Origin of the sequence: Halosimplex rarum (assembly GCF_047715405.1) — an archaeon.
Classification (GTDB): domain Archaea; phylum Halobacteriota; class Halobacteria; order Halobacteriales; family Haloarculaceae; genus Halosimplex; species Halosimplex rarum.
On record NZ_CP180413.1, the window covers coordinates 62,214 to 79,029 of the forward strand.

The 16,816-nt window shown below is 64.7% G+C and carries 16 protein-coding genes; 9 read left to right on the forward strand and 7 right to left on the reverse strand.

Annotated elements, in window-relative coordinates:
- Nucleotides 1-43: 43 nt before the first annotated feature.
- A complete protein-coding gene (locus ACMGFH_RS22110) occupies nucleotides 44-781 on the reverse strand; it encodes a DsbA family protein (protein ID WP_415383446.1) in 738 nt (245 codons plus the stop codon).
- 108 nt (nucleotides 782-889) lie between these two features.
- Here ACMGFH_RS22110 and ACMGFH_RS22115 point away from each other — a divergent pair, with 108 nt between their 5' ends.
- Nucleotides 890-1,450, forward strand: a complete 561-nt coding sequence (locus ACMGFH_RS22115) for a class I SAM-dependent methyltransferase (protein WP_415383447.1) — start codon at nucleotides 890-892, stop codon at nucleotides 1,448-1,450.
- Nucleotides 1,451-1,507: 57 nt separating this feature from the next.
- On the opposite strand, the gene ACMGFH_RS22120 is transcribed toward ACMGFH_RS22115, so the two are convergent.
- Nucleotides 1,508-2,149: a class I SAM-dependent methyltransferase gene (locus ACMGFH_RS22120; protein WP_415383448.1), complete on the reverse strand. Its 642-nt coding sequence runs from the start codon at nucleotides 2,147-2,149 to the stop codon at nucleotides 1,508-1,510.
- A gap of 236 nt (nucleotides 2,150-2,385) precedes the next feature.
- Between ACMGFH_RS22120 and ACMGFH_RS22125 the strand changes: the two genes are divergently transcribed.
- The gene (locus ACMGFH_RS22125; protein ID WP_415383449.1) at nucleotides 2,386-2,730 is read left to right on the forward strand and encodes a thiol-disulfide oxidoreductase DCC family protein; all 345 of its coding nucleotides are present in this window, start codon (nucleotides 2,386-2,388) and stop codon (nucleotides 2,728-2,730) included.
- Nucleotides 2,731-2,804: 74 nt separating this feature from the next.
- Here the strand turns inward: ACMGFH_RS22125 and ACMGFH_RS22130 are convergent, their stop codons facing one another.
- Complete coding sequence (locus ACMGFH_RS22130; protein WP_415383450.1) at nucleotides 2,805-4,253, reverse strand: dihydrolipoyl dehydrogenase; 1,449 nt, start codon at nucleotides 4,251-4,253, stop codon at nucleotides 2,805-2,807.
- 266 nt (nucleotides 4,254-4,519) lie between these two features.
- Nucleotides 4,520-5,044 carry an ArsR/SmtB family transcription factor gene (locus tag ACMGFH_RS22135; protein ID WP_415383451.1) on the reverse strand — a complete coding sequence of 175 codons (525 nt, stop codon included), beginning with the start codon at nucleotides 5,042-5,044 and terminating at the stop codon, nucleotides 4,520-4,522.
- A 198-nt stretch (nucleotides 5,045-5,242) separates the two neighbouring features.
- Here ACMGFH_RS22135 and ACMGFH_RS22140 point away from each other — a divergent pair, with 198 nt between their 5' ends.
- Genes ACMGFH_RS22140 through ACMGFH_RS22150 form a run of 3 tightly spaced genes read left to right on the forward strand, consistent with a single transcriptional unit; the run spans nucleotide 5,243 to nucleotide 8,093 of the window.
- Nucleotides 5,243-5,458, forward strand: coding sequence for a heavy-metal-associated domain-containing protein (locus ACMGFH_RS22140; RefSeq protein ID WP_415383452.1), 216 nt, complete (start codon nucleotides 5,243-5,245; stop codon nucleotides 5,456-5,458).
- 4 nt (nucleotides 5,459-5,462) lie between these two features.
- Nucleotides 5,463-7,427, forward strand: coding sequence for a heavy metal translocating P-type ATPase (locus ACMGFH_RS22145; RefSeq protein WP_415383453.1), 1,965 nt, complete (start codon nucleotides 5,463-5,465; stop codon nucleotides 7,425-7,427).
- 12 nt (nucleotides 7,428-7,439) lie between these two features.
- Complete coding sequence (locus tag ACMGFH_RS22150; protein ID WP_415383454.1) at nucleotides 7,440-8,093, forward strand: hypothetical protein; 654 nt, start codon at nucleotides 7,440-7,442, stop codon at nucleotides 8,091-8,093.
- Nucleotides 8,094-8,110: 17 nt separating this feature from the next.
- Here ACMGFH_RS22150 and ACMGFH_RS22155 read toward each other — a convergent pair whose 3' ends face one another.
- Entirely contained in the window at nucleotides 8,111-10,288 is a 2,178-nt protein-coding gene (locus ACMGFH_RS22155) for a heavy metal translocating P-type ATPase (protein ID WP_415383456.1), read from the reverse strand.
- Nucleotides 10,289-10,511: 223 nt separating this feature from the next.
- Between ACMGFH_RS22155 and ACMGFH_RS22160 the strand changes: the two genes are divergently transcribed.
- Together ACMGFH_RS22160 and ACMGFH_RS22165 are read left to right on the forward strand one after the other, a co-directional pair.
- Complete coding sequence (locus tag ACMGFH_RS22160; protein WP_415383457.1) at nucleotides 10,512-11,393, forward strand: winged helix-turn-helix domain-containing protein; 882 nt, start codon at nucleotides 10,512-10,514, stop codon at nucleotides 11,391-11,393.
- A gap of 175 nt (nucleotides 11,394-11,568) precedes the next feature.
- Nucleotides 11,569-12,459, forward strand: coding sequence for a CPBP family intramembrane glutamic endopeptidase (locus tag ACMGFH_RS22165; protein ID WP_415383458.1), 891 nt, complete (start codon nucleotides 11,569-11,571; stop codon nucleotides 12,457-12,459).
- 84 nt (nucleotides 12,460-12,543) lie between these two features.
- On the opposite strand, the gene ACMGFH_RS22170 is transcribed toward ACMGFH_RS22165, so the two are convergent.
- On the reverse strand, nucleotides 12,544-13,278 hold the full coding sequence (locus ACMGFH_RS22170; RefSeq protein WP_415383460.1) for a DUF6920 family protein: 735 nt from the start codon (nucleotides 13,276-13,278) through the stop codon (nucleotides 12,544-12,546).
- A gap of 334 nt (nucleotides 13,279-13,612) precedes the next feature.
- On the opposite strand from ACMGFH_RS22170, the gene ACMGFH_RS22175 reads away from it, so the two are divergent.
- Together ACMGFH_RS22175 and ACMGFH_RS22180 are read left to right on the forward strand one after the other, a co-directional pair.
- On the forward strand, nucleotides 13,613-14,914 hold the full coding sequence (locus tag ACMGFH_RS22175; protein ID WP_415383461.1) for an MFS transporter: 1,302 nt from the start codon (nucleotides 13,613-13,615) through the stop codon (nucleotides 14,912-14,914).
- Nucleotides 14,911-15,786: a polymer-forming cytoskeletal protein gene (locus tag ACMGFH_RS22180; protein ID WP_415383462.1), complete on the forward strand. Its 876-nt coding sequence runs from the start codon at nucleotides 14,911-14,913 to the stop codon at nucleotides 15,784-15,786. The genes ACMGFH_RS22175 and ACMGFH_RS22180 overlap by 4 nt, the downstream gene beginning before the upstream one ends.
- A 29-nt stretch (nucleotides 15,787-15,815) precedes the next feature.
- Here ACMGFH_RS22180 and ACMGFH_RS22185 read toward each other — a convergent pair whose 3' ends face one another.
- On the reverse strand, nucleotides 15,816-16,370 hold the full coding sequence (locus ACMGFH_RS22185) for a DoxX family protein (RefSeq protein WP_415383463.1): 555 nt from the start codon (nucleotides 16,368-16,370) through the stop codon (nucleotides 15,816-15,818).
- Between the last annotated feature and the right edge of the window lie 446 nt (nucleotides 16,371-16,816).

The window sequence follows — 16,816 nt, forward strand, 5'->3', positions numbered from 1 at the left end:
AGGTCACGGAGCCACGCACGATGGGCCGGCGAGTCCATCTCTGTCATGCCTCTCTGACTCGATCGAGTGCGTCGGCGAAGTTGTCGTAGGGTTGTGCACCGACGATCTTTCCGGCGGCGTCGCTCTCGCGGTTGTAGAGCACGAATCCGGGTGTCCCCTGGATCCGGGCCGACTGTGCCGTTGCGACGTCAGTGTCGATGGATTCCCGGATCGCATCGCCGCGTTCCTGTCGACAGGCGTCTACGTCGGCGACAGAGACGCCCTCCGTCTGTTCGGTGATGCTCGTGAACGTCTCGTCGTCAGCCCAATCGTGTCCCGACTCCGACTGGGCGTCGAACGCCGCTCCGTGCCACCGCCAGAAGGCAGCCGGATCGGTATCGGCGACTTGCTCCCAGACGCAACGGCTCCAGACCGCCGACGGCGTGGAGTACTCGCCGATATTAGGGTACGAGAGGGTGATCAACCGCGCCTCACCGGCGTCGACGTAGTCGCGCCCCACCTCCGGGAGCGTCTCCGTTTCGAACTTTTTACAGAACGGGCACAGGTAGTCAGTCCAGTAGTAGATGTCGACCGGGGCGTCGGCCTCGCCGGCGATCGGTCGGCCCGCGAGTTCCACCCCGAGTCCCGTCGTCTCCTCGCTCGTGTGAAAGGCGTCGGGGACGTATTCCTGTTCCTGTGACTCGGAGCGCGACGCAAAATACGCGACAGCACCACCGAACGCGATGGTTCCACCGCCGGCGAGGAGTGCGCGCCGCCTCGTAATATTGTCCTCTGACTCCATCAATACACAGTCGTACAGGCGTGCGACCGAAGGGTTTTACGACTAACTTCCGACGTAGGTGCGGTAAAATACGGAAGAGTCTTTCCCGGCGACCATAGTATTGTGCGTATGGGGCAACACATCTTCGACGCGTCCCGGGCCGACAAACTCGAACGGGCCGAGCGGCGATATCGGTTCCTCTCGGCAGAGGAGCTGCTCTGGGCGCTCGACCTCTCGTCCGAGGAGACCGTCGTCGATCTCGGAAGCGGCACGGGATTTTACACCGACGACGTCGCCCCCTACGCGCGGACCGTGTACGGCGTCGACGTGCAGGAGGCGATGCACGACTACTATCGCGAAAAGGGCGTCCCCGAGAACGTCGACCTCCTCACCACCGAGGTGAGCGACCTGCCGGTCGACGCGGATTCGATCGACGCCGCGTTCTCGACGATGACCTACCACGAGTTCGCGAGCGACGACGCGCTCGCCGAGACCGGTCGTGTCCTTGCGCCCGAGGGACGACTCGTCGTCGTCGACTGGAGTGCGACAGGGACCGGGGACGCCGGTCCACCTCTCGACGAGCGGTTCACCGCCACGGAAGCCGCGGACGCACTGTCGGACGCCGGGTTCCGCATCGAGTACGAGGCCGTCCGGCCGGAGACGTTCCTGCTGGTGGCGACGGCGAAATAGAAGTCCGGGGGAGGGCACGACCCGACAGAGCGACGAGTGGTACCGACAACCTCTCGTTCACGCTCGCTTCCGCAGTCGGCCTCGAACGAACGGTCGTATCGGCGTCACGCCGAGGTTCATCCGATCGACCTCGACGACGTCGAACGATCGGTCGGCGGCGAACACCGACGCGGTCTGTCTCGTCAGGTGACAGCCGCCTGCGACCCGCTTCCAGAGCGGTGCGAGAAGCGACTGGACGCGAGCGCGCCACCCGTCGTCTACTACGTGTTCGAAGAAGCGGAACTCGCCGCCGGGCCGCAACACGCGGGCCACCTCCGACAGCGCCGCCTCGATATCCGGGATCGTACAGAAGACCATCGAGGCGATCACGACGTCGAACGAGTCGTCCTCGTACGGGAGCGATTCGGCGCCCGCTGACCGGAGATCGATCTCGAGTCCCAACTCGTCCGCCTTCTCGATGGCCTGCCGTCGCATATAGGGATCGGGCTCGATCGCGTGGAACGCGACGCCGTCGGTGGCGACGGCTTCAAAGTACGGGAACATAGCCCCGGTCCCGGCACCGATATCGAGGACTGTACCGTGAAGATCGCCGACCAAGTAGCTCCGATGCGGACGAAGTAGCGTTCGCTCGACGACTGCCAACGCCGGGTCGTATATCGCAGCGAACAGCGGATGTGATGGTCCCTGTCGGTCGTCCATAGGGTGGCTATGGCCGTCCGCCTGAAGTATCCAAAGGCGCTTTCGACGGCTTTCGCGTGACCTCACAGATTCTCCGTCAGTCCATCATTTTCGCCGTACCAACAGCACTACCGAATCTCTCCACCGGGGTTCTCGAATGAGAGGAGAGCCTTCGAGTGATCCACTGCATACGTTTCTACTGTGGAACCAGCGTTTTGCGTCCGCAGGGCGAACGCACACACGGAGGTTCCCTGAGGATGTCGTCCCCGACGCTCGTCTACGACGACGACTGCGGGATCTGCACGCGTGCGGCCCGCTACGTCGAGCGCCGCTCGGACATCGGGATTGTGGGCTTTTCGGACCTGGACGACGATTTACGCAGGCGACTCCCGGCCGAGTACGAGCGGTGTGCACACCTGATCACTGACAAGAGTGTCTACTCCTGTGGCGAAGCGATGGAACGCGCCTACGAGCGGACCGGGCTCCCGCCGTCGGCGGCACTGCCGGCGCTACGACGGATCCCCGGCTACGGCGCCGCCCGCGAGCGAGCGTATCGACTCGTCGCCGAGAACCGGCCACTGATCGGTCGACTGTTACCGTAGTCTCCGATGGAGGGCTCCGGAATGGCGGGGCCCGGACCGCGACCAGGCGGATATGAACCGAAATCGCCGGCCGTCTACTGGTCATGATGGTGGTGATGGTGGCCGTGGCCCTGCTGCGTGAACTGCCCGGAGAACGCCCGCTGGACGACCTCGGGCAGAGCCGGATGGATATGGATCGACTCGCGGATGTCGTGTACCGTCCCGGACCCAGCCTTCATGGCGACGACGACCTCCTGGACGAGCGTCGACGCATCGGGGCCGACGATGTGACACCCGAGTATCTCTCCGTCGAGATCGACGAGTACCTTCACGAATCCCTCGGCCTTCATCGCATCGCCGCGGGCCGTGTCTTCGTACCGGTAGGTGTTCGTGGCGTACTCGCGGTCGGCTGCGTGGAGATCCTGTTCGCGCTTCCCGACGCCGGCGACTTCGGGCGAAGTGAAGACGGCGAACGGCATCGCCGTGTAATCGACCGCGTCTAACTCGTCGCCGAAGATGTTCCACGTGACCGCCTGTGCCTCGTGATTGGCGTTGTGTTTCAAGAGGTACTCGCCGACGATATCACCGAGCGCCCACACGTCGTCGGCGGTCGTCCGCAGATACTCGTCGGTCTCGATAAAGCCCTGCTGGTCGGTCTCGACTCCAGTCTCTTCGACGTGTAATATGTCGGTGTTCGGGGTGCGACCGGTTGCGACCAGGAGAGCGTCGCCCGTCACACTCACGGTCGCCTCTTCCCCGCCGGTCACACCGGCGTCGTCGCCGTACGCGTACGGTCGTGCTTCGACAGTCACGTCCTCACCGTCCTGCGCAGCAGTAGTAGCTTGGTGGCCGGTGTGAACCGTAAATCGCTCTGAGAATCGTTCGGTGAAGGCCTCTGCAGTTTCTTCGTCGGCCTGGGGAAGGAGGGAAGGGCGACGCCCGATGACAGTCACGTCGCTCCCGAAGGTACCGAAGAAATGTCCGAGCTCTGCGGCGATGTACCCACCGCCGACGATGACGAGGTGGTCGGGCGGTTCCTCTAACTGGAGTGCCTCCCTGCTCGTCAGATAGTCGACGTCCTCCAGGCCCTCGATGTTTGCTACCCAGGGACGGGTACCAGCCGCGATCAAAACCGTGTCACCCTGGATGGTTCTCCCTTCGTCGTCGCCGGCCACGATCTCGACGGTCCGATCGTCGACAAACTGTGCCTCCCCTTCGACGAGCGTGTGATCCGGAGACTGTCGGAGACCGCGACGGATCGATTCCGAGTCCTCTTTCACGTCCTCGTTGACTTCGCGGACGATCTCGCGAAACGCGATGTCGGTTACCTCTGTCTCGATGTTAAATTCGTGGGCACTCTCGACCGTTTCCAGCACGTCCGCGTGATACAGCAGCAGTTTCGACGGGATGCAGCCGCGATTGAGACACGTCCCTCCGAGCCGCCCCTTCTCGACGATAGCTACTGATAGTCCCTGATTCACACCGACGTTCGCTACGTCCAGACCGGACCCGGACCCGATGACCAAAAGGTCGAACTCCTCCATGGATAGCCAACGGGTGCCTCACAGTTGTATGTTAGCAGCACTCAAGGGCACAACCATCCTCTCCCCCGAAAATGAGGTTCGGATAATGACGTTCCCCGCATTGACAATGGCGCTCTTCGAGGGACGATTCCGAACCGAGTGATGGCGTAGGACGACGACTGACGGCTCCCAGTAGCGGCAATTTCAGTACGCCGACCTCCCATTCGAAATCTCATCTCCGTAGCCCGAGGTAGTGGCTATTGCCACCGTTGAGCCGGAGTCTTCGCTTACGATTCCCGATGAGCGCGGACGAACGCCCTCCGCAGGACTGTCAGCAGGACGTATGTCTCGTACTTCTGGTTCCGACAGTGGTCGCACGGCTGCATCTCCCTCGTGATCTCTTCGATCGACTCCTCGTACTCCCCCATGAGGTGGTTCAACGCCTCCGTAATCTGTGGCTGGATCGCATCGGTCATCTCCTCGACGACGGTATCGGCCGAATCCGGTAGCGAGTACGAGAGAACGATCGTATTCGCGTGGTAATACTTCCTCGTGCCGCCGCGCCCTTCCTCGAAGCGGACGATATCCACTAGCCCTGAATCACGTAGTTCGTTGATGTGGTGCCGAACGGTGTTTTCGGTACGCTCGATGCCACGGTCGGTGAGTCGGTCGTGAACCTCACCTGCCGTCTGTGCCTCGTCGGCCAGAATGTCGAGAATCATCGCCCGCATCGGTTCGTCGATGGCGTCCGAGACGCGGGTATCCCGAATTGCGATGTCGTCGAGATGATGGTCGGCACCGGAACTGCTCATACGAGAACTGCGGGATACGTGCGGGAAAAGGTAGCGGAGGGGACTGCTGGTGAACGTGGCTGCCGAGCAACTGGTCCTGCAGTCGGGGCGTAGAGAAGTCCTAGACGACCCATTTGACCGTTCCAACGCGCCATATCTCCATTCAAACATATCATTTGAAAAATATATTTGGCAGTGCGGGCGCTACGTAGAACTGTGATGAACGAGACAACCCAATTGCGTGTCCTAGACTTCGACTGCCCGACCTGTGCGAGCACCGTCGAGCGCGCCCTCTCGAACGTTGACGGCGTCCGGGACGTCGAGGTCCACTACGCGACAGGACGCGTCGAGATCGAGTACGACGATAGCGTCGCGGACCCCGACGCCTTCACACAGGTCATCGAAAGCCAGGGCTACACGCCCCAACCCGTCTAGACCGATGAACGGACAAACGATCACACAGTACTACCGGAAACACCGGAAGGCCATCGTGACGGCGACGAGTGGCCTGCTCTACGGCGGCGGGTGGAGCCTCGGCCACTTCACCGGCTTCGATACCGCAAGCGCCGTAATTCTCGTCCTCGCGGCGATTATCGGCGGCTACGACATCGCCAAGGCCGCCTACTACGAGGTGACCAACCGGACGCTCGGCATCAAGACGCTCGTGACCTTGGCCGCCATCGGCGCAATCGTCATCGGGGAATACTGGGAAGCCGCCGCGGTCGTCTTCCTGTTCAGCCTCGGCAGCTACCTCGAAGGTCGAACGATGCGCAAGACCCGGACGGCCCTCCAGGAACTCCTGGAGATGACGCCCGACACGGCGACCGTTCGCCGTGACGGACGACAGCAGGAAGTGCCCGCCCGCGACGTGGAGGAGGGCGAAGTCGTCATCGTCAAGCCGGGCGGGAAGATCCCGGTCGACGGTACCGTCGTCGACGGCGAGAGCGGCGAGGGATCGGAGATCCCTCGAGCGAACGGGGAACCCGTGAGCGCCGTCAACCAGGCGCCCGTCACCGGCGAGAGCGCGCCCGTCCACAAGGCCGACGGCGACGAGGTCTACGCCGGGACGGTCAACCAGGAAGGCGCACTGGAGATCCGGACGACGGGCGCGGGCTCGGACACGACGCTCGAACGCATCATCCGCCGCGTCGAGGAGGCCCAGGAAGCCCAATCGCCCACGGAAAGCCTCATCGACCGGTTCGCGAAGTACTACACGCCCGGGGTCATCGTGCTGGCTATCGGCGCATACGCGGTCACGCAGAACGCGATCCTGTCGCTGACGCTGCTGGTCATCGGCTGTCCCGGGGCACTGGTGATCGGGCCGCCGGTCAGCACCGTCTCCGCGATCGGGAACGCCGCCCGGTCGGGCGTCCTGATGAAGGGCGGTGAGCACCTCGAACGCGCCGGCGAGATCGACCTCGTCGCCTTCGACAAGACCGGGACCCTCACGAAGGGCGAAACCACCGTCGCCGATATCGAGGGGTTCGGCGTTGCTGATGACGAGGTCCTCTCGCTCGCGGCGACCGCCGAGAAGAAGAGCGAACACCACCTCGCGGACGCCATCGTCGATGCGGCCCGCGAGGGCCCGACCGCCGCGACGGACGGCGGAACGACGGTTGTCCAAGCGGACGATACGGGCGCTGGGCACCAGTCAATCCCCGATCCGGACAACTTCGACGTGGTCGCCGGGAAAGGTGTCGTCGCTCACGCAGACGGTCACGAGCTCATCGTTGGTAACCGGGCGCTGCTCGACGACCGCGGCATCGACATCCCGAATCACGTCGCCGAGTACGTCCGCAGCCGCGAGGAACGTGGTGAGACGGCCGTCCACGTCGTGCGGGACAGCAGCGTCATCGGCGTGATCGCCATGCGCGACGAACTTCGAGAGGCCGCTCCTGGCGTCGTCGCTGCGCTCCAGGACGCCGGCATCGAGACGGTGATGCTCACCGGCGACAACGAGCGGACGGCCGCTGCGGTCGCCGGGGAGGTCGGCATCGACGAGTACCGCGCCGAACTGCTCCCCGAGGACAAACAGACCGTCATCGAAGAATACCAGGCCGACGGCCAGGTCGTCGCGATGGTCGGCGACGGCATCAACGACGCGCCGTCGCTGGCGACCGCCGACGTCGGCATCGCGATGGGCGCTGCCGGCACGGACACCGCCATCGAGACGGCGGACATGGCGCTGATGGCCGACGACCTCGAACGCATCCCGTACGCGGTCACATTGAGCAAGGCGACGCGATGGAACGTCCTCGAGAACGTCGGGATCGCGGTGCTAACCGTGACCGTCCTTCTCGCGGGCGTGCTCACGAGCTACGTCACGCTCGCCACCGGAATGCTCGTCCACGAGGCCAGCGTCCTCCTCGTCATCCTCAACGGGATGCGACTACTCCGATACTGATTCACACAACCAATGACAACTGATTCAACTGCGACTGACGCGACTCACACCGGAACTGACTGGCAGGTCGACTACGACGTCGCCCCGATCGAGATCCGCGATCCCGTCGCGGAGGCTCTCGGCGTCCTCGAACCGGGCGACCCGTTCGTCGTCACCTACGCGGACGCTGTGAAGGAGGCGGGACACTCCTGTCCGACGGCCTCGGGCGCCTACCGGATCGTCCAGCGGGGCCTCGACGCCCTGTATCCCGACGAGTATCCGGTCCGGAGCGAGATCGAGGTGCAGGCAGCCGGCCCGCGAGGCGAGGCCGCGTACGGCGTGATGGGCCGCATCGTCTCGTACGTGACAGGTGCGACCGAGGACGACGGCTTCGGCGGACTGACCGGCGGATACGGTGGCCGCCGCGACCTCCTGCGCTTCGACGCGTTCGACCCGAACACGCCGGACCCGACGTTCCGCTTCCGGCGAACCGACACGGACGAGACGGTGCAGGTGACCTACCACGTCGGCGACGTCCCGGACGGCGGGCCCGGGATCGGGAATCTCCAGCAGATCCTCGAGGGGTCGGCGAGCGACGAACAGCGGGCGGCCTTCGCCGACGCCTGGCACCGCCGCGTGCAGGTCGTCCTCGGTGACGATTCCCTGTTCGCTGTCGACCAACTGTAGCCTCGACCCTGCGTCGTCTAGCCACGGAAGCCGAGCAGTCGGAGGCCGTTCAGCGAGACGAGCACCGTCGAGCCCTCGTGGCCGACCACGGCGAGGGGAAGCGGAATCCCCCGGAGCAGAATCGTCCCGACCATGAGCGCGATCGCGCCGAACGCGATGGCGAGATTGACGGTGAGCGTCCGGCGGGTCTTGCGTCCGAGCCCGAGGACGTAGGGGATCTTGCTGAGGTCGTCACCCATCAGTACCACGTCGGCAGTGTCGAGCGCGACGTCGGTTCCGGCGCCGCCCATCGCCACTCCGAGGGTCGCGGTCGCGAGCGCCGGTGCGTCGTTGACACCGTCACCGACCATCGCCACGTTCTCGTGTCGGTCGACCAGGTCCTCGATGGTCGCTACTTTCTCCTCCGGCAGCAGTTCCGCTTGCACCTCGTCGATGCCAACCTCGTCGGCGATCCGCTCGGCGACGCGCTCGTTGTCGCCCGTCAGCATGACGATGTGTTCCACTCCGAGCGAGCGGAGGTCCTCGATCATCTCGGCAGCGCCGGGACGGACCGTGTCGGTGAACGCGAGCCACCCCAACACGGTGACTCCATCGACGTCCTCTCGGGCGACGATGACGCTCGTTTTCCCCTCCGATTCTAGCGACTGGAGACGGTCGAGGCCGGGTTCGAGCCCCTCGATCGATGCCTCCTCGAGGACGGTTCCGAAGTAACTTCGATTCCCGATGTGGATGGTACTGTCTTCGACGTCTGCCCGGACGCCCTTCCCGGCGGCCGACTGAAACCGCTGTGCGTCGGGGACGCCGAGTGACCGGTCTTCCGCTGCCGTCACCGTCGCACGAGCGAGGTGGTGCTCCGAGCGGGCCTGTACTGCGGCCGCGAGCGAGAGCAGCCCGTCCTCAGTCAGTACTCCGTCTGCCGTCTCGCGGATGGAGACGTCCGTCAACTGTGTATCGCCCTGAGTGAGTGTCCCTGTCTTGTCGAACGCGACCGCATCGATGTTCGCTGCCGCCTCGACGTGTTCGCCGCCCTTGAACAGGACGCCCTGTCTGCCGCCGGAGGCGATCGCCGACAGAACCGCAGCGGGCGTGGAGATGATGACCGCGCACGGTGAAGCCGCAACCATGAGCGTCATCGCACGGTAGAACGTACTGGTGAACTCACCCCCGAGTGTGAGCGGAATCGCGATCGCTGCGATCGTGAGGGCGAACACGCCGAGGACGTACGGCTGCTCGAAGCGGTCGATGAGCCGCTGTGTCGGCGCCTTCTCGCTTTGCGCGCGTTCGACCATGTGGATGAGACGGCTGATCGCCGACTCGTGGGCCTGCCGTGAGACTTCGATTTCGAGACTCCCGCTCTCGTTGATCGTTCCGCCGAACACCTCGTCGCCGGGTTCCCTGGGGACTGGCACTGACTCGCCGGTGAGCGAGGCCTGATCGACCGTCCCCTCGCCGGACGTGACGACGCCGTCCAGCGGGATCTTGTCACCAGGGCGGACGACGAACACGTCACCGACGGCGACTTCGTCGATTGGCACGGTGACCTCCTCACCGTCGCGCAGGACCTGCGCCTCGTCCGGCCGCATCTCGACGAGAGACTTGATCGCCCGGCGCGAGCGTCCGATCGCGTAGTGCTGGAGGGTATTCGACAGCGAAAACAGGAAGAGAAGCATCGCGCCCTCGAACGGTGCCCCGATCGAGAGGGCACCGAGCGCCGCGACGATCATCAACAGGTCGATGTCGACTGCGCCGTGACGCAGCGTCTCGACGGCGCCTTTGAGTCCGTACCAGCCGCCGAAGGCGTACGCGACGCCGTAGCCGGCCCACATGAGAGGCTGCGGGCCGTCGAGCCACCCTGTCACCAGTCCAGTCGCCATCCCGAGCAGCGTCAGCCCGACGAACACCGCCTCTCGTCTGAGTGCCGAGCGCGAACGCACGTCGTCTGTTCCCGTATCGGAGTCGTCCTGAATCGAGACTTCTCGGTCGCGGACAGCGTCGCGAATCGCGTCTTCGGATGTGGTCCCCCCATCGTAGGTGATACGGACGTTCCCCGTCCGAAAGGAGACATCGACGTCGTGGACGCCGGATATCGCTTCGAGGTGGCGTTCGAGTGCCCGAGCTCCCGCCTCTCCGCGACCGCCTCGTCGCTCGATCCGGACCGTACACGTCGATAGCGAGGGTGAGTCAGTGACCGCCACGTTCTCTGTACCTACGATCTGACTGGATAATACGCTTTAGGTCCGCAGCGGCGATTCGGTCGAACACGTTCGAGGCGACCACGAGTCCGGTGACCGACGCGGACGATCGGCAGGGCTGGACGGTCGTCGACGGACCGTTCGACTGGGAATGGGCCGCTTCGGTGGCCCGTCGCGCCGCAGACGGGAACCCTTAGGTCGGTAGCCGAAGAGAGTACAGCAACTGATGAACGGCGACGACGGTGTCACTCCGGAAGCGGCGTTTACCGCGCTCGGAAACGAGATCCGGCTCCGGATACTGCACGTGTTAGCGGATGCGGCCGAAACCGGTTCGGAGACGGCGTCGTTCTCCGACATCTACGACCAGGTAGATATCGATAGCACGTCACAGCTCGCGTACCATCTGGACGCACTCGACGGGATATTCGTTCACAACGGAGAGAGCGGGTACGGTCTGACACAGGCGGGCGATCGGATCGTCCGGACCATCCGCTCGGGGACGTACTCGGACCGACCGTCGTTCGAACCGACGACGCTCGACGGTCAATGTCTGTCGTGTGATGCCACGACACTCGTTGCGGAGTATCAGGAACCGTTCCTCGTCGTCGACTGCCAGGCCTGTACCACTCGGATCGTCACGTACAATCTTCCACCGGCGGAATCACAGGACCGGACGAACATCGAGATACTGGAGTCGTGCAATCGTCGCGTCAATCACGAGTACGCGACGGCCCTCCGCGGAACGTGCTCCCAGTGCGGCGGCGTGACCGACCTCGAGATCGAGGCGAGATCCGAACCGTCCACCCAGACCTGCGTCGCCACGTGTCGACAGTGCCGCCTTCGGCTGTACGCGCCACTCGAAGTCCGCCTCCTCCACCATCCCGAAGTCGCTGCGTTCTACTGGCGCCACGGTGTCGACGTCCTCGAACTCCCGCTCTGGGATCTCCCGTCGTACGTCGACGACTGGGAGCTCGACGTCGTCGAGACGGACCCGTTCGAGTGCCGGGCCACGATCGTCTACCACGGAGACTCCGTTCAGGTATCCGTCGACGGCGACCTGCGCGTCTCGGTTCGGGGCCACCAGAACTCCCCTCACGCGAGCGACTGACGTCTCGCGTTTGCGCTCAAATATCTTTGAGTATCGGGACTGACAATATGTAAGTACAATAAAACTTTTCTCGCAGGGCGTTGCAACTCGGTTGTGCCCATGACGACGAACACCGCCACTACCACCGCTACCACCACTATCGGATCGCTGCGTTACCTCAGCCAGGTGATGTCTGATGGGTGATGAATCGGGGCGGTCCGGACTCCGGTCGTGGATCGACCGCCACCGTCTCGCGTCGTTTCTGCTGATCACGTACTCGTTCACGTGGGTGATTCAGGGGATCGTTGCGGCCGTGGGGTTGGAAGCGTCGTGGACCCAGTCGATCCTCATCGGGTTCGGCGGATTCGGACCGCCGGTCGGGGCCGCCGTCGTCATCTGGGCCAGCGGCGGCGACCTCCGCAAGTGGATCGGACAGTTCTTCCACTGGCGTATCGGCGGCAGGTGGTGGGCGATTGCGCTCGGACTACCCTTCCTCTTGTTAGTCTCTGGGGTCGCCCTGTTCGTTGCTTTCGGTGGGCCCATCGATCGCAGTTCGTTCCCCTTCCCGGGGATCTATCTCTTCGTGCTGGCCTGGGGCACTGTCTGGGGCGGCGGACAGGAGGATCTCGGCTGGCGCGGGTTCATGCTGCCGCTGCTTCAGGATCGCTACAGCGCACTGGTGTCGAGCGTGATCGTCGGCGTCTCCTGGGCGGGGTGGCACCTCCCGCTGTTCCTCAACGCGACCACGACCCACGGAGGGTGGCCGCTCTCGCAGCAACTCATCTGGGTGGTGTCGATTCTGGCCGGGTCGATCCTCTGGACCTGGATGTACAACAGCACCGGGAGCGTCCTCGCCGTCGCCGTGTTCCACGCCGGCGTCAACGGGATGGGCGTCTTCCACCCCGCCGACACGGAGGCCATGGCCCCCGGTGGCGTTCCGAACACGTGGCTGAACCTCCTCGCGGAAGTGACCGGTGCCGTCCCGCTCGTCGCGTGTGCTGTCCTGCTCGTGGCCATCTACGGGAGCGACCGGCTCGCAGACGGCGAGATCCCCGGCCCCGAAGTCGTCGGCCTCGACCCGCGCTGACCGCAATGGCGCCGATCGTTTCGTGAAACATCGACACGATCAGCCGAGCACCGATACCGGCCGACTGACACGTCTCGAACACTGCTATCCGCCTGTTCGATACTCGATGTCGGTTATCGATCCACGCCAGTACGGCGCCTCGCCGTCGTCCGTGATCCACCCGACCTCCGCCTCGGTGGGGATCAACGTTCCCCGGCGCTCCTCGTACGCGCCGTACCGGCCGACCCAGGGGGCGACCGTATCGTCCTCCTGACGGTATCGGTCGGCCGTCAGCCGCGTTATCAGTCCGTCGTCGTCGAAATGGAACGTCGCCGTTGCGGTCACGTCGCCGTCATCGACGGACGCGCGGGCGGTTCTGTCGTCGATCCCCTTCCAAGTGACGCCGGCCGCCGGGAGTAAGGCGGTCGGAAACCACGGGGTCTCCGAGAGGTACCGCTGGAGTTCCGCCTCGTTCATCCGAGCGTCGGGGCCCGCACTCGCGACCGGAATCGCGCCGAGCAGATTCGCGCGGAGCAGGCCCTCACCGTCGACGTACGCGTCCAAGACCCGGGCCGAAGCGAACGGGAACAGTTCGATCCGGGCGTCCCAGACGTATCCGGGCGGCGAGACGCTGTAAACCTGACTCGCGGTGAACGGACGCCAGGACCCATCGGCGTCGCCCAGGCGAAAGTCGCCTTCCTGGCTGAGTCGGACTTCCCGAGCCAGGGGGTGACCCGTCTGCAAAACCGTCTCGAAGTATCGTCGAACCGGTGCCGGGAGGTCGGTCACGTCGTCGGGGTCGTACAGCTCTGCCGTGACCGGGCCGGCGCTCCTCCGCACCTGGGACGTATACTCCCGAATTCGTTCCGATACCTGCCGTCGGCGAGCCACGGCGGCCGTCACGGCGCCCAGACCGACGGACGCCACCAGGCCCACCCACGGACGTCTACGCGAGGAATCTCCCATGGTGAGTGATTGGCGGCCGACGCCCAAAGAGATGCACCTGCACTGGCGCGGTTCGGATCGATTCACGGGTCGGCGCTGCACCGATCCGGTCGGGCGCGCGCCTCGGGAACCGAACCGACGGACGGACAGGTGGTGATTTCAGCGAGGCGCCCGCGTCTGTGCCCTGTTTTATTGTCCTCCCTGTCGACGTGGGAACGAGAACGACTGCATGCGACTTCCCACCTACGCGCGCGAACGCCGGTGGACGACGCTCTTCGGATACGTCCTGTTCGTCGCCCTGATGGTCGCCGGCTACTACTACAACCTGACGTTCGTCCAGCTGGGACTCATCGATCTCGGGACGCGGCTGGTCGGCCTGTCGGAGACGGCCGTCTCCGCGTGGATGGCCGCACTCGCGCTGTGTACGCTGGTCGTCGCGGCCGTCACTGGGGTGACGATGGACCGTCGCGGGTGGAGCACGGACCTCCCGACGAAACTCCGGCTTCTGTTCGGCGTCGTCTGCGTCCAGTTCGCGCTCACGCTGGTCGCACCGCACGTCCGCAGCGTCCCCGCGTTCGGTGCCTGGATCGTCGCTGCCTCCGTGGGGCTGGGCGTCGGTTTTCCCGTCTCGTTCTCGCTCGCGATCGACCTCGTCCCGGTCCCCGACCGGGGGTACGTCGCCGCCGCTATCACGGCGATCGCGTACTTCGGCGCGAACGCCATCCCGCTGACGTGGTCGATCGACGTCTTCAGTCGGGTGATGGTCGCCGCGATGGCACCGGGGCTGGTCGTTCTGGCCGTGCTGGCGTCCGGTCGCGTAACACGTATCGAGGCGATTCTCTCGGAGCTCGGCGACCAGCATCGCGAGTTCGGGACCGGCCGATTCTGCTATCCCGATCCTGTGCGGGCGCGGACGCTCGCGTTCGCCGTCCCGGTCGTCTTGATGTTCGGCGTGTTCTTCGTCGACAGTCTGGGGTTCCTCCGGATCATCGACACGCCCTCGCTGCTGCTGAGTTCCTGGCAGTCGCCCGATCTCGCGACGCGGTGGATCATCGCCGTCGCCCACGTCGTCGGTGCGCTGATGGCCGGCGTCATCTACGTTCACTACCCGCTGAATCGGGTGTTTCTGTGGACGTTCGCGCTGTTCGCGCTGACGCACGTTCTCTACACCTCGGACCTGCGAGTCGCGGCCGCGTTCCCGACCCTCGCAGCGGGACCCGCGTCGCCGCTCAATCCGGCGTTCTACGCAGTGGCGGTGAGCTTCTACACAACGCTGAACTTCGCGCTCTGGCCGGACCTCTCGACGCCCGAGACGATCGGGACCCATTCGGCTATCGGCGTGGGCGTCGCCGGCTGGCTCGCGACGTTCACGAGCACGGCGCTCGCGCTGTACTTTCAGGCGGCCGAACTGACGCTGCTTTCGCACCTGAACGTCGTCCAGGCGCTGTCCTTGCTCCTCGTGTTCGGACTCGGGGTCGGTCTCTATCTCCGTCGAGCGGTCGTGCTTTCGAGAGGGGGGTCCGCGACGTGAGCCCGACACAATCGATCCCGTTGCTGATCGTCGTCTTGCTGCTGGTCTCTCTCGGAGGCGGCGACGTCGAGCAGCTGTCGGTGACGTTTCAGGGCGACCACAGCGTCGAGACGATCGAGGACGTCCACGTCGTCGCCGGTGGAACGACGAGCGTGCCCGCCACCGCGACCGCTGCCGGCGACCTCTACGTCATCGGGGGGACAGCGCAGATCGAGGGCGAACTCGACGGCGACGTGACGGTCCTCGCGGGGAACGTCACCGTCGCTGACGGGGCGACCGTTACCGGCACGGTCCAGCTACTCTCCGGCGACGCGTCAGTCGCCGACGGTGCGGCGGTCGGCGCGGTGTCGACGTTCGAGCCGCCGACGCCGACTTCTTCGCCGGTGAGACGGGTCGGGGGGTTCCTCGCGCAGTTCCTCGTACTGGGATTCGTCGGCTGGTGGCTCGCCCGTCGCCACCCGGCGCTGCTCGACACCGTCGGCCACGCCGTCACCGATCACGCGCTCGTCAGCGGCGTCGTCGGGGCGCTCGCGGCCGCCACGTTACTGGTGCTGTTCGTCTACATGGCGTTCACGATCGTCCTGATTCCCGTCAGCATCGCCGGGCTCGTGGGCGAGGTACTGATCGTCCTCTACGGGCAGATCGTGTTCGGTCATCTGATCGGGCGGAGACTACCGATCGGACGGACGGATATCGCGACGGTCGCGGGGATCGGGGCCTTCCTGCTCGCAGTCGAACTGCTCGGTGCGATCCCCTATCTCGGCGCGGTCGCTCAGTTCGGACTGATCGCCGTCGGGTTCGGTGCCGTTCTGAACACGTATTTCGGGCTCCAGCGGTTCGAACCCGCGCGGATCCCGGGCAGCGAGAACTGACGACCGCCGACGAACTGGGGATCCACGAGCTATCCGAGGAAGTATCGGGTCCACGGGTAGCGTTCGACGAGCGGCCGGCCGTCGATCTCGTACGCCTCGATATACGCGTCGAGGCCGAGGATGCGGCCGGCGCCGAACGCCGCGACGGCGAGGAACACGAGCATGTACGCGAAGTCGCCGTTGATGTAGCCGTGGCCGATCTCCCAGTTGCCCAGGTAGAACAGCAGCATCATGAACGCGCCCCAGAACGCCGCCAGCCTCGTGAGTACGCCGAACAACAGCCCCAGGCCGATGAGGACCTCGCCCCACGGGACGGCGACGTCCACGAAGTCGACGAACCACGGCGTCTCCCCCATCGCCACGAACAGGTCCGCGACCGGGCTCCCGTTCGCCGGTGGGGCGTTCTGGAGGTACCCCGCGGCGCCGAAACTCCCCGAGAGCACTTTGTCCACCCCGCTCTGCAGGAACGCCAGCCCCATCATCAGCCGCAGCGCGAGGATGAACCAGACGCTCAGCGTGTGCAGTCGACCGGTCGCTGTGAACCCGCCGATCGTGCTTTCCAGCCAGACCTCTTGAGAGGACATAACGGAATATACACTTTCGTTCATTAACTTAAAGGTACGTTCGCACGTTACCCGAGAGAGCCGCTCCAGTCACAGGTCGGCGACGTTAAATCGGTAGTAGCTGACAGCGAAAGAGCCGACGGAGAAGCCGAGCGCCAGGGTCGTCGCCCGTGACGTCACTCCTGGGCGACGTCACTTGCTGTCGACTGTTGCGAGAACTGTTTCGGTGAGGGAACAGCCAAGGTATCGGACAGTGCTGCTACGGGTGTCGTATTCGACGATATCGGCCGCAGCGAGTTTGGGCAGGTGTTGGTGGTGGAGGAGTGCGACCAACCGTTCCAGTTCTTCGTCGGGGTCTCGTGACTGCATTTGGCGAGCAAGCTCCTCGTACGACGCTATCCCGTCTGTGTCCTCGACTAGATAGCGAAGGATGTCCCGTCGCGTACCGTCAGCTAATGCGTCCAGCG

What these genes read in the sequence shown, in the direction of transcription:
- ACMGFH_RS22110 (WP_415383446.1), bottom strand. Translation starts at nt 781, where the DNA reads ATGGAGTCAGAGGACAATATTACGAGGCGGCGCGCACTCCTCGCCGGC.
- ACMGFH_RS22115 (WP_415383447.1), top strand. Translation starts at nt 890, where the DNA reads ATGGGGCAACACATCTTCGACGCGTCCCGGGCCGACAAACTCGAACGG.
- ACMGFH_RS22120 (WP_415383448.1), bottom strand. Translation starts at nt 2,149, where the DNA reads ATGGACGACCGACAGGGACCATCACATCCGCTGTTCGCTGCGATATAC.
- ACMGFH_RS22125 (WP_415383449.1), top strand. Translation starts at nt 2,386, where the DNA reads ATGTCGTCCCCGACGCTCGTCTACGACGACGACTGCGGGATCTGCACG.
- ACMGFH_RS22130 (WP_415383450.1), bottom strand. Translation starts at nt 4,253, where the DNA reads ATGGAGGAGTTCGACCTTTTGGTCATCGGGTCCGGGTCCGGTCTGGAC.
- ACMGFH_RS22135 (WP_415383451.1), bottom strand. Translation starts at nt 5,044, where the DNA reads ATGAGCAGTTCCGGTGCCGACCATCATCTCGACGACATCGCAATTCGG.
- ACMGFH_RS22140 (WP_415383452.1), top strand. Translation starts at nt 5,243, where the DNA reads ATGAACGAGACAACCCAATTGCGTGTCCTAGACTTCGACTGCCCGACC.
- ACMGFH_RS22145 (WP_415383453.1), top strand. Translation starts at nt 5,463, where the DNA reads ATGAACGGACAAACGATCACACAGTACTACCGGAAACACCGGAAGGCC.
- ACMGFH_RS22150 (WP_415383454.1), top strand. Translation starts at nt 7,440, where the DNA reads ATGACAACTGATTCAACTGCGACTGACGCGACTCACACCGGAACTGAC.
- ACMGFH_RS22160 (WP_415383457.1), top strand. Translation starts at nt 10,512, where the DNA reads ATGAACGGCGACGACGGTGTCACTCCGGAAGCGGCGTTTACCGCGCTC.
- ACMGFH_RS22165 (WP_415383458.1), top strand. Translation starts at nt 11,569, where the DNA reads ATGGGTGATGAATCGGGGCGGTCCGGACTCCGGTCGTGGATCGACCGC.
- ACMGFH_RS22175 (WP_415383461.1), top strand. Translation starts at nt 13,613, where the DNA reads ATGCGACTTCCCACCTACGCGCGCGAACGCCGGTGGACGACGCTCTTC.
- ACMGFH_RS22185 (WP_415383463.1), bottom strand. Translation starts at nt 16,370, where the DNA reads ATGTCCTCTCAAGAGGTCTGGCTGGAAAGCACGATCGGCGGGTTCACA.